Raw genomic sequence first — 12530 nt, 5'->3', positions numbered from 1 at the left:
TGACGAGAGGACGAATCCAACCATGACTGCCATTCCAATCCATTTGCTGTCAGGTTTCCTGGGCAGCGGCAAAACAACGCTCCTAAACCATGCCGTAGATTACTATAAAGCACAAGATGTGAAGGTCGCGATCATCATGAATGAGCTCGGCGACGTCAACTTAGACGGACAATTCGTCGATCAGGATGTACCCATGGCAGAAATGCTGAGCGGCTGTATCTGCTGTACCATTCGCGGCGATCTCAGTATCGAGCTGAAAGAGCTGATCGAGGAGCATCAGCCCGACGTCGTGCTGATCGAATCCACCGGCGCAGCTAATCCGATGGAAATCATCGACGCGATTACAGAAGCGGCGATGTTCCTGCGCATCGATCTGCGCACGATCGCAACTGTCGTCGACGGACCGGAGCTGCTCGCTCGCAGCCGCCGGGGCGGCAAAACCTTCAAGCTGATGCAGGATCAAATTCGCTGCGCGACCGATCTGATCGTGAACAAAGCCGACAAGCTTGCACCGGAAGAGCTCGTAGAGGTCCAACAGCTGGTGCGCGAGCTAAATGCATTTGCTCCGCTGACGGTGACGGTTCGCTGCGTCGTCGATCTGGGGATGTTTGATCAAGCAGCCTCGGCAAAAGCGAAACCGGAAGCCCGCGCAGCACGGCCGGCGCAGACCAGCCATGTCTGCGGCGCCAACTGCGAGCATGACCATGAGCATGACCATGACCATGACCACGCCGACGGGACCTACAACTCGCACGCGCATGTCATGACCTTGACGCATTATTTGTCCGGTCCCGTAGACAGCCACGCCTTCGAAGCGCTCATTAACCGGCTGCCGAAGGAAGTCTATCGCGCCAAAGGCATCGTCACCTTCAGCGATACGAATAGCCGTTTCCTCTTCCAATACGCGTATCGCGAGGTGGAGTTTATTCGGATTACGCCGCAGGGAACGGTGAATGACGTTGCCGTGTTCATCGGGGAGCATTTTGCCAAAGACGTCTTGGAGAGGGAATTAGCCGAGCTGATGGATCCTAATCATGCATGAAAATAATGGAATAATGGATCGGCCGCCGGGGATACTATCGCAGAATGGGCAGTTTCACAGCCCGCGAAAGGAGCTGAAGTGCATGACAACGAATCGGTTGCGTACACGGCTGGCCATCCTCGGCACAGCTGCGGCATTGATTCTGACGACAGGAACGGTAAGCGCGAATCGCGCTGAAGTTACAATACCATCCTCGGACCAGCTGCAGGCGCAGCATGAACAGAAGCAAGACCACTGGAGACATGGCGATCACGGTAAAGGCCGTGAGCATCGTGAAGCCCGCAAGCTGGAGCATCTGCAGAAGGCGGCCGTTTACTTCGGGATTTCAACCGAAGGGAAAACAGCCGAGCAATTGCATAATGAGCTCAAAGCTGCCATTAAGAAGGATCCTACGAAGTGGGAGAAGTTCAAAGCAGCGAAGAAAGCGGAGCGTTTGGCGCATCTGCAGGAGAAAGCGACACGTCTTGGCATCAACACACAAGGGAAAACAGCTGGGCAGCTGCGCGAGGAAATCCACGCAGCCTGCAAGGAGCACGGCATGAAGAAGGACCAGAAGGAGAAATCCAAGTCTTATTCTGCTTCATAGCAGACCGTAAACAAGGGCAGTCCCGAAAGTTGCAAGGCGACTTTTGAGGCGAGCCCTTGTTTCGTTCTACGGTGGTAGAGGTTCCTAGGGTTGCGAAGCTGCAAAGAGGATCCACATTGAGTAGGAATGTTGCCTGAAATGCAGCAAATCCGACTCGACAATACCTTCATTCACGATTTGATGCTGAGCATGCAACATTTTCTCAAATAGGGGTACTCATCGGTCATAGAGAGGTGATAATGTTGCAGATTAGGCAACATATCGATCATACCAATGGCTAAACGCCATGAATGCTGCAGGGAATGCAGCATTTTCACAAGCGAATGCCCAAAACAAAAGAGCTAAGCGCATTGAGCCGCTTAGCTCTTTTTCATTACGCAGTAACCGCTGCCGTCTGGGCTTGAATCTTGCGGAACACCTCATAGCTTCTCCGAGCGCATTCCGAAATCGCAATGGGATGAAACCCGGTCACTTCCGCGTACAGCTTATCGTTCAATGGTGTCGTCCAAGATGCAGGCAGTGCGCCGGCTCCCAGCATAGCGCCGAGTATGGAGCCGACAGTCGCGCCGTTGCAGTCCGTATCCCACCCGCCGAGAACGGCTGTCGTAATGCCTTTCTCGAAATCGCCGCCGGAGTAGATCAGAGCAGCCGCGCAGAGCGCTGCATTGTTGTTCGTATGCACGGCATCATACTGCTTGAAAGCTTCCCAGATGCGGCTGACAAGCTCGACTTGATCCGTCGTCGAATTCGCAATCTCAATGGCGAGCCGGACATCGTGCGCGAGCCTGCTTCCCGCCGGGATGACGCTAAGACCGATATCTACGATGCGACGAACGTCCGTCTCTGCGAAAGCAGCTGCGATCATAGCCGAGCAGAACATCGCGCCATAGATTCCGTTCTTCACATGGGAGAACGAGGAATCCCTCCAAGCGAGCTCCGCCGCCAGCTCCGGATTGCCGGCAGCGCCGTACGCGTATCCATCGACGCGAATTTGCGCACCGATCCATTCCCGGTAAGGATTCAGGTGGGTTCTCACCCAGTCCTTGGAGGCAAGACGCTCTTCCCGGCTGGAATCGCCGATATGCGAGGTCACTTGCGCGAAGTTCAAATACGCCTGTGTTTCAGCGGTGCAAACTTGGGCGTAGCTGAGCTTGCTGTGCCACATTTTGCCGACATCCCATGAATCAAAATCAGTTCCGCGTTCCTCCAGCATATGAAGGCCAAGCACGGTGTAGCGGATATCGTCATCCGTTTCCATGTAAGCGATATGCTCGCGTGTGCTGGCTTTGCACCACATCGAAATATGAAGATCCGGGTAGTCCGCGACACTTGCGGACTCGATCGGCGTATAACCATGAATCGGCCATGCATTGGCGCCTTCAAACCACAGCTTCACGTTCGCCCAGCCGGGTCTGCCGCCCGAACCGTTCATGAACGGACCTGCTTCAAGCGGCTTGCCGAGTGCGCAGCCGACGGAACGACCGAGCCATGCGCCGTTAAATTTATCGAGCCATTCGCTATCACGCAATGAAGGTGCTGCAATTGCCGGCCCTCCTGGGCTTTCAGCGCGGATCGTCTCCAGGTCGGAAGGCTCCGAGTAAGGGAAATCCGCCCGAATCGGAAGTGCCATCAGTTCCTTGTATACATCCATTAGTGCGGACTCGTTATTGTCAGCCGCTTGCAGCTTCTCTGCAAAACCGGTTACGTCACAACCCTCTTCGCCGCGCTGTTTGATCTCTTCTTGAATCAGTGAAAATAAGGGAACCCAACCTGCCATGCTTTCACCAGTCCTCTCTATCGAATAGCTTTATTGTAACGGATAAAGGATGGCTCATCTTCTCATAGTGCAGACGGAAAACTCTCATTTTTTGCGGGAGCTGTCCCGGGGTCCAGGCCGAGTGTTTGTCGAAAATGGATCGGCGATATGCCCGTCGACTCCTTGAATACGCGGTAAAAGGTAGCTAAACTCTGGAAGCCGCATTCGAACCCGATATGGGCCACCTGCTTGTCACTTCCGGCAAGAAGCCGCTTCGCCTCTTGAACACGAAGCATGGCAACGTAGTCGGCGAAGCGACGGCCCGTCGTCTCGTGAAACACGCGGCTGGCACGGGAGACGCTGATGCCGAGCTCCTGCGCGATGTCCTGCAGACTGATCGGTTCGCGGTAGCGCTGCTCGACCAGCGAGGCCAGCGCCTTGGTCTGATTGACCGATTGCACCATCGTTCGCTGCTGCGAGGCGGTAAGCCCGCTATGGTAATGCCTCAGAAGCAAGCCGCACAGCTGAATGAGCGCGCTCTTGGCGAGCGCTTTGTAACCTGGCTTTCCTTCGCGCAGCTCCCGTTCAATCGTCGTTATCCATGGCTTGATGGCCGCAGCAAGCGGAGTATCTGAGGCGATGAGGTTGCTGAAATGCTCGGAGCGGTAAGAGAAAGGAAGCAGCAGGCTCGGATCCTCCTTCATGAGCAGGTCACTATCGAAATTCAGAAACAGGTAATGACTTGGATGGTGTGGATCGGACTGCGCTATATGCAGCTCCTCATTATTAACGAGAAAGAAGTCACCTTCCCGGACATGATACTGTTTATTGCCGAAATAAAACGTCCCCGTGCCCGACAAGCACAGTCCCATTTCTAAACTTGCATGGGCATGCAGGGGCTGCCGATAGGATTTAGGCGTCCAGTAGAAGGCATTAATCGGAATTTCATGCTCATAAGTAATCGTAAGCTTCATGGCCTGCTGATTCCTCCTTGGGCGGACCGATTGTGCGGAATCGGTTTTGGCGATACTATTGGAGTAGATAGACTAGAGGTGAAGCATGCAGCGAATGCGGTTCAAATGGGGCTATCTTGCAGCGGTAGCTATATCACTGGCGCTCTGGGCAATCATCATCCTGGGCGTGAAGAATCTGCTGCACTAGAAAGATGTCAGTCGCAAGGGAGTTTCCAGTTTCCCGGAGCGAAAGGCATCTTTTTTAGTTTAGCAAGCACTAGAATTAAAGCATACCATCTTGCAACAATCGGTCAACCAAATTACACTGATAGGCGAGTAGTACTAGGACTTCTAGTAGATAGCAAGGAAAGATGAACCGGAGGAGACAGTGGGATGAAGGCATTAAGCGCAAAGGAAAAATGGTCTTACGGATTAGGCGCACTTGGGCAAAACCTGATTTACGGTCTTGTATCTACATTCCTCATGGTTTTCTACACGGATGAATTTGGCATTGATGCCGCGATTGTCGGTACGTTGTTTCTGATTGCTCGGATTTGGGACGCCGTGCTTGACCCGGTAGTGGCGGTCTTTATCGACCGCATCAATACGAGATGGGGCAAATTCAGACCCTTCGTCCTGCTTGGCGGCTTGATCGTCGCATTGCTTACGGTCATGTGCTTCTATGCGCCTGAGCTTAGCATGCCAATGAAAATCGTCTACATCTATATCACGTACATGCTCTGGAATACCGCGTATTCCTTATTCGACGTACCTTATTGGTCACTTGCACCAACGCTTACGAACGATCCGGCTGAACGTACCAAAATCATTGCTTTCCCCAAAATCCTCGGTGCAGTCGGCATCATTATCGCCAGCGGCGCGGTCAGTCCGCTCGTGAAGGCGCTTGGCGGCGGCATTGATGCAAACGGTTACTTGTGGACCGCGGTTATTTTTGCCCTGATCTGCGTCTTGCTTATCATGCTGATGTTCCGAAACACGCAGGAGCGACTTGTCGGAACCCGAACGGAGCATGAGTCGCTGAAAGCCAGCGTAAACGTGGTCATTCGCAATAAGCCGCTGCTTATTGTGACGCTTGCCGGCTTCTTCGCGACAACGCCGCTGGTACTGAAGAATACGATGGCGATTTATTTTATGAAATATAACGCGGGTGACGAAGACAAGCTCCCGCTATTCCTATTAAGCGCCATGCTGCTGATGCTCGTAGCCATGGGCATTACGCCGAGAATTGCCGCGAAGAGAGGGAAGAAAACAACCTTTATGATCGGCGGCATTGTTGGAATCGCGGCCAATCTCGTGCTTTTCTTTATCCAACCGGAGAATACGCCGGTCCTGTTCGCCGTTAATGCGATCAGCATGTTCGGCCTCGGTTTTATTCTTGTCCTGATTACATCCATGCAGGCGGATACCATTGAATATGCGGAGTGGAACACGGGGAAACGATCAGAGAGCATTGTAACTTCGGTCGGGACGTTCAATGCGAAGCTTTGCTCCGCGATCGCAGGTGCGATAGCGGGATACGGACTTTCACTTTCAGGCTATGTGGCCGATCGGGAGCAAACGGATTCCGTGCTGACAGGCATCCATGTGATGATGTCCGTCTTACCGGCGATCGGATTGCTGCTTTGCGTCATTTGTATCTCCTTCTACCCATTATCTGAACGTCGTTATGCGGAAATGATGGTAAGCTTGAACGCAAGGAAGAATGGTTCCTAGTTTATTACGCAAAACCCCAGTCAATGTAGACAGCTTGTCATATAATACAGCATGTCTACTTGAAAGGAGTTGATGCGTATATGGCTTATTCAACAGGCGTAGTTACCAATACCAGAGCGTCTGGGACTGCAGCTACCAATATCGTCGTGAGCACGAGAAATCTGGACACCGAGGAATCGGTCTGGATTATCGTTGAAGTGTTTGCTTCTGTTGATTCCAGCACGTTCTATACGGCATACGTGTCCATGTATGAGGTGCTCGCAGATTCATACGATGTGCGGGAATTTTATATTGCAGGCAACGTCACGTATGAAGTTCAATTGTCGTTGACTGTGGAAGCAGGGGTTCCGAATGCGCTGATGTCCGTAACCGGACTCGACGAATTCGGCAACTTGGTCGAAGACCAACGCTACACGCAAGCTGATCTAGCTTTCATTACCTCCCTTAGCCCTGTCATGGTGTAACCACACATTAAGATGGCTCGTTTGCAGAGATCTGCGAACGAGCCATTTTTCAATTTCTAAGTATTAATAAGTTTCACATCTATAAACGAGCTTAGAAATCTCCGGAATGAAGCGCGCTACGCCGTCAAAGGACAGCGTCAGCCGATTCGCCTTGTTCCATAATAAGGGCCATCAGTCGGCCGATAGCATCCTCTTGCCCGTGCTGCCTCATCCGTGCCTTGATTGTATCTCGATTGTTGTACAGCTCGGCAAGCCGGGATAAGAACGCTTCATCGGTCAGCTCTTCCTCCTGCAGCACCTCGCAATAACCGGATTGCCGGAACGATTCGGCATTCAGAATCTGATCGCCGCGGCTCGCATCCTTAGATAGCGGAATGAGCAGCATCGGCTTGCAGAGCGCGAGAAACTCGAAGATCGAATTCGAGCCCGCACGCGAAATGACCAATTCGGTGCAAGCGAGTGCATCCGCGAGCTCATCATGGATATATTCATATTGCCGGTAGCCGGGAATGCCGTCGCAGCTTGCATCGAGCTCCCCTTTACCGCAAATATGAATGATTTGATACGTCCGCGTAAGCTCAGCGACATTGCGCCGAATCGCTTCGTTGATGCGATGGGAGCCTAGACTTCCGCCCATAATGAGAAGGACAGGCTTGCCCGGCGTGAATTTGCACCACTTGATGCCTTTCCACGCGCTCCCATTGCGCAGCTCACTGCGTATGATCGGGCCGACATGAACCGCTTTGTCGCCTTTAATATGCTTGGCGGTCTCCGCGAAGGTGATACAGATCCGCTTGGCGAACGGTCCGGCTATCCGGTTCGCAAGGCCGGGGGTCAAATCCGATTCGTGGATGATCACGGGCACGCGGTTCAGCCAAGCTCCGATGACAACCGGGACGGAGACGAAGCCGCCTTTGGAGAAGAGCACGTCGGGCTTTAGCCCTCGGATGAGGCGGAAGGCTTGGAAGACGCCCTTTACGACGCGGAATGGATCTTTCACATTTTCCAAATCGATATAGCGGCGCAGCTTTCCCGTCGAAATGCCATAATAGTCGACGTTCGAGAGTCGGCTCACGAGCTGTTTCTCAATTCCGTTCTTCGAGCCGATATACGAGACCTTCCAGCCTCGCTCAAGCAGTGTTGGGATCAGTGCCGTATTGACGGTCACATGTCCCGCTGAGCCGCCGCCGGTAAACAGAATATGGCGCGGCTTCATTTCCCGTGGAGGGGAAAGGGTTTGATTTGGCATGAAGGGCACTCCTTGAAAGAATCGTTATGACAAGCGTACCACAAGTTTCTTGAAGCCGGGAGAAGCAGGAGAACATGATGTGACCATTTCCTATATCTTAGAACACTATGCGCGTAAGCAGGGAGAACATGACACAATATTGTCAACGGGCGAATGAGCCGTAATCGGAATCGCTATTTCGGCTTGACTTTGATAATGAGATTCATTATCATTCAGTATAGTGAAGAAATCATTTATCACCCAGGGGGCACTTACATTGTATAAGACAAGCGCGGTTAGAAAGTTTAGTTTGATCATGACGGGATTGCTGGCATTGATGCTGGTTTTGTCCGCATGCGGCAACAAATCCGAGAATAACGCAAACAATAGCGGCAACACGGCAACTGAGAACGGCGGCAACAACACGGCAGCCGAGCCTCCAACTGAGAAAGTCGTGAAGGACGGCATGGGCCACGATGTTACAATTCCTGCTGAACCGAAGCGTATCCTCGCTTCTTACTTAGAAGATCCTATAGTAACGCTCGGCAAGACGCCTGTTGCGCAGTGGTCTGTTGCAAACGGCATTCAAGATTACCTGGCTCCGCAATTGAAAGATGTGCCTACAATTGGCTGGGATTTGCCGGTTGAGAATGTTCTTAGCTTGACACCGGATCTAATCATTGTCGGTTCCGAGTCCGCTGTACAGAAAGGGCTTTACGAGCAATATGCGAAGATCGCTCCTACATACGTACTTGGCGACAAAGTAAACAACGACTGGCGTGAAACGCTTAAAACAATCGGCGGTCTGCTAGGCCAGAGCGCAGATGCAGATAAAGCAATCGCAGAATACGATCAGAAAGCAGCTGACACGAAAGCGAAGCTTGCCGCCGCGATTGATAAGCAGTCCGTAGCGGTTCTATGGCTCGTAGCGAAGAACTTCTACATCGTAGACGAAACCAAATCAAGCGGAGCTGTTCTTTACAAGGATCTTGGCGTAACGCCTCCGAACCTCGTTAACGAAATTCCTGAGAAGACCAAAGCAACTTGGAATCCGGTAGCGATGGAGAAGCTGGCAGCATTGACTGCAGATCACATCATTCTTGTGAACAGCGACAAAACAGATGCAGCTGAAACATTGAAAAACCCGGTATGGAAAAACATCCCTGCCGTGAAAAACAACCATGTTTACGAAGTTCCGGCTTCAAGCGCTTGGTTGTACTCCGGTAAAATCGCCGGTGAGCAAATGATGGACGATGCGGTTAAATTGCTCGTGAAATAAGAATCCTCAATGAGAAGCGTGTAATTCCTTTCATTCCGATGAAAGGAGTTGCACGCTTTTTATTTTTACAGGGTAGAAGGACCCTGACAGCGGTTTCATTTTGTGTGCTATAATCGAGGTGGAATCGAAACGTTTCAATTCATATCGAGGCAGGATGACAGACGATGAATGTATTGCGCAAGCTGCCAATCAGAGGGCAGATGTTTCTCATTGCTACCTTAACAATGGGCTTAATTATCGCAATCCTGCTGTTTAACTACAGCCGGAGCGCTGCGTTTCTGACTAAGAACAATGAAGTCTACACAAACGATATGTTCAGCCAGATTGAACAAACGATTCTATCGAATTACGATGTCGTCAAATGGCTGACCTACAATGTCGCTTACAATAAATCCATCCAGGATTATTTGCTGGACGAAGATCCTTTGACCAAGCTGCAGCGTTATCCGACGCTGAGGAACTTGTTCATCAACTTATCCACGGTAAAGCCGGGGATCTTAGATTTCCTGATTATCGGTAAGAACGGCGAAACCTTCTCGCTGCAGGGCAGTACGCTCAATCTAATGAACGTTAAGATACCGAAGAAGGCGGATTCGTATTTCTCGGCCATTCAAACCTGCAAGAACCTGGGGATCGAGAAAAATTGCTTTGCGGTCAGCACGAACATTTTCTCAAGCGACATCCATGATCGCTACACGAACGAAATCGGACAGATTGTTCTGCTGATCGACGCGACGACACTTACCGGAGGTTATGACATCAAATCCCTCCAGCCCGGAACCAGTGTGTACCTGCTCGATCGGAATAACACCATATTCATGAGCAATGCTCGCGATAAGATCGGACAACCCTTTATCTTTCCAAGCGAGGGGCTTGGGAGCGGCATTGTAGAGCTGGATGGCAAGCTGCAGCATATCCAAGTGAAGGAGCTGCCGCAGATCGGCGGGAAATTCGTCCGTTTGATTCCGGATGACGTCTTCTTCAAGGATATTCGCAAGCTGCGCAAGCAGACGGTTATCGCGTTAACCGTCGGTATATTGCTGCTGTTGATTCCGTTCTTCCTCATCCTGAACAATATGATTCTGCCGCTGCGCAAACTTTATCACTATATGAGAATTCATCATAAAGAGGATTTGAACAAACGGGTAGACCTGCAAGGCTCTGCTGAAGCGGAGGTTATCGGCATCCGGTATAATCAGATGCTCTCGGACGTCCAGGATCTGACCGGACAGCTCGTCGATTCCAATGAACGGCTGTTAAAGTCGGAAATCGAGAAGAAGCGGGCCGAGTTTGATTTTCTCAAAAGTCAGGTGAATCCGCATTTTCTCTATAACACGCTCGATACGATTCGCGGGCTTGCCTCCGAGCGCGGCGTGCCGGAAATCCGCGAGATGACCGGGGCATTGTCGCGGATATTCCGCTACAGCATCAAAGGTCAGGACACCGTGTCCTTATCGGATGAAATCCGCATTGCCCAAGCTTATATGAACATTCAGATGATCCGTTTCTCCCATCGCTTTGCTTTTAAGCACGATATCCCGGACGGTTTGAAGGAGGTAATTGTACCGAAAATGATCCTGCAGCCGCTGGTCGAGAACGCCGTCTTTCATGGACTTGAACCGAGATATGAACAAGGTACGCTGACGATTACCGCTCACTATGATCTGAACAGCGGACATGATCTTATACTGACCGTCAGCGATGACGGCATTGGGATGGCTGAGGAGAAATTGGCCGGCCTGAAGAGCCTGATTCATACGGGGAGCCGGGGGACGGATTCCGGCATGCAAGCCGGTGTGGGACTGCTTAATGTCCATCATCGCCTGCAATTTCAATATGACCATGATTACGGACTGGATATATGGAGCCAAGCCAATAAAGGAACTGTCGTTACGATCCGGATTCCCATTCAGATGGAAGGAAGGGCTGAACATGTATAGAGCTATAATCGTTGACGATGAGCAGTGGGTAGTGAAAAATTTGCTGGATGCCATCGAGTGGTCTCGCTTTGGTTTTGATATTATCGCTACGGAAACGCAAAGCCCCAGAGCGCTTCAGCTCATGCAAGAGCTCCATCCTGATTTGGCGTTCATCGATATTCGGATGCCGCAGATTAGCGGCTTGGAGCTCATCAAGAAATGCAATGAGCTGCAGCTGGACACGCTCTTCATTGTCGTCAGCGGCTTCGCCGAGTTCTCGTACGTGCAGAAATGCATGAACTTAGGGGCGATCGGGTACTGTCTCAAGCCGATTGAGGAAGAGGAAATTATCCCATTGCTTAAGAAAGCCAAAGAGAAGCTGGATGAACGTTCGGCCAAAGACGTGCCTTCCGTGCTGGAATGGGTTGTAGAGGATAAGCAAGAAGGCAGTGAGCGCGTTATGAAGCTGCTGAGCAATGCCGGCTTCGATGCTGCAAGCGGTTTACGCGTGGTTGTCGGCTTAGATGTAACGGATGCGAATCTGCTGCGTCCGTATCGCCACTTGAAGCTGAGCGCCGGCGGCGGTAAATGCTTATATATAGCGATGGAAGAGGATCAACCGATATCGCTTTACGAGCATTTGGCGAATAGCGGCTCGACATTCCGCGGCATTGGGATTAGCGGCGCGTTCGATAACGTTACTAGTCTGAAGGGGGCTATCGAAGACGCGGAGATGGCGGCCTTTCAATATTTTATAACCGGTCAGCCAACCGTGCTCCAAGTCGGGGAGTCGAAAGGGTTCTCGGATTTCAAACAGCTGCCCGCTGCACTTCAGAACCGAAACTTGTCCGAATTAATGTCCTTATATGAACAATATGAACAGTCCTTTCGTACCGGCTGTTATCAGATCAAGCACGCTTTCTTCCTCCACAACACCGTATTGACGACTATTATACATTCGCAAACTAACGATTCAGAAATGCTTGCCAGATACCTGCTGGTCGACTATGAGCGATTAATCGAGCGGTACCAGGATATCGGCGAATTGATACAGGATTTGAAACGGATGTCCGGGGCTTACTTGGGCGGCATGTACCATCAAGGGCATTTCCGCAGCGAGTCCTTCGTTGCCGTCATCGAGTACGTGAACAATCACTACCAAGAGAATCTATCGCTTCAAATGCTTGCCGATGAATTTTATATGAACCGCAATTATATCAGCCAGCTGTTTATCAAGCATGTCAGCCAATCGTTTACGGATTACCTGGCCGAGTTGCGCGTGCGTCATGCCTGTGAGCTGCTGAGGAACAGCAACCTGCCGATTCACCGTGTGGGGGAACGTGCGGGCTATCCGGATGCCTATTATTTCAGCAAAATATTCAAGAAAATTGTCGGCAAGACGCCGCGAGAATATCGGGCGAACATGTAGGAGACGGCATATGGCCGTCTTTTTTATTTTCCCGTTTCGGAAATAGACAAATATTATTTATTCTTGTCTCTTTGTTAGATTGTTGGAGAAGCTTCGCCCGAAAACTTCGATTATAAGGACAAAAGCAGCTGTGTTTTGTA

10 protein-coding genes are annotated in these 12530 nt (G+C 51.2%); 7 read left to right on the top strand and 3 right to left on the bottom strand.

What is annotated here, in order from left to right; translation table 11 throughout:
* Positions 1-22 precede the first annotated feature (22 nt).
* Together AC6ESO_RS18680 and AC6ESO_RS18675 are read left to right on the top strand one after the other, a co-directional pair.
* The gene (locus AC6ESO_RS18680) at positions 23-1042 is read left to right on the top strand and encodes a CobW family GTP-binding protein (protein WP_497092670.1); all 1020 of its coding nucleotides are present in this window, start codon (positions 23-25) and stop codon (positions 1040-1042) included.
* Positions 1043-1124: 82 nt separating this feature from the next.
* Positions 1125-1628: a hypothetical protein gene (locus tag AC6ESO_RS18675; RefSeq protein ID WP_497092669.1), complete on the top strand. Its 504-nt coding sequence runs from the start codon at positions 1125-1127 to the stop codon at positions 1626-1628.
* Between the two features lie 373 nt (positions 1629-2001).
* On the opposite strand, the gene AC6ESO_RS18670 is transcribed toward AC6ESO_RS18675, so the two are convergent.
* Positions 2002-3405, bottom strand: a complete 1404-nt coding sequence (locus AC6ESO_RS18670; protein ID WP_497092668.1) for an ADP-ribosylglycohydrolase family protein — start codon at positions 3403-3405, stop codon at positions 2002-2004.
* A 62-nt stretch (positions 3406-3467) separates the two neighbouring features.
* Positions 3468-4358, bottom strand: coding sequence for a helix-turn-helix transcriptional regulator (locus AC6ESO_RS18665; protein ID WP_497092667.1), 891 nt, complete (start codon positions 4356-4358; stop codon positions 3468-3470).
* A gap of 372 nt (positions 4359-4730) precedes the next feature.
* Between AC6ESO_RS18665 and AC6ESO_RS18660 the strand changes: the two genes are divergently transcribed.
* Positions 4731-6071: an MFS transporter gene (locus AC6ESO_RS18660; RefSeq protein ID WP_497092666.1), complete on the top strand. Its 1341-nt coding sequence runs from the start codon at positions 4731-4733 to the stop codon at positions 6069-6071.
* 80 nt (positions 6072-6151) lie between these two features.
* Positions 6152-6535 carry a hypothetical protein gene (locus AC6ESO_RS18655; protein ID WP_497092665.1) on the top strand — a complete coding sequence of 128 codons (384 nt, stop codon included), beginning with the start codon at positions 6152-6154 and terminating at the stop codon, positions 6533-6535.
* 124 nt (positions 6536-6659) lie between these two features.
* Here AC6ESO_RS18655 and murG read toward each other — a convergent pair whose 3' ends face one another.
* Entirely contained in the window at positions 6660-7751 is a 1092-nt protein-coding gene (murG, locus tag AC6ESO_RS18650; RefSeq protein ID WP_497093005.1) for an undecaprenyldiphospho-muramoylpentapeptide beta-N-acetylglucosaminyltransferase, read from the bottom strand.
* A gap of 289 nt (positions 7752-8040) precedes the next feature.
* Here murG and AC6ESO_RS18645 point away from each other — a divergent pair, with 289 nt between their 5' ends.
* The 3 genes from AC6ESO_RS18645 to AC6ESO_RS18635 all read left to right on the top strand — a co-directional run bounded on the left by AC6ESO_RS18645 (position 8041) and on the right by AC6ESO_RS18635 (position 12390).
* Entirely contained in the window at positions 8041-9042 is a 1002-nt protein-coding gene (locus AC6ESO_RS18645; protein ID WP_497092664.1) for an iron-hydroxamate ABC transporter substrate-binding protein, read from the top strand.
* 164 nt (positions 9043-9206) lie between these two features.
* On the top strand, positions 9207-10982 hold the full coding sequence (locus AC6ESO_RS18640) for a sensor histidine kinase (protein ID WP_497092663.1): 1776 nt from the start codon (positions 9207-9209) through the stop codon (positions 10980-10982).
* Positions 10975-12390 carry a response regulator transcription factor gene (locus tag AC6ESO_RS18635; protein WP_497092662.1) on the top strand — a complete coding sequence of 472 codons (1416 nt, stop codon included), beginning with the start codon at positions 10975-10977 and terminating at the stop codon, positions 12388-12390. Before AC6ESO_RS18640 ends, AC6ESO_RS18635 begins: the two co-directional genes overlap by 8 nt.
* Positions 12391-12530 lie beyond the last annotated feature (140 nt).

It is taken from the genome of Paenibacillus rhizoryzae (genome assembly GCF_059686995.1).
Note: the sequence above shows the minus strand (reverse complement) of the source record. Positions and strands in the feature narration are given on the sequence as shown.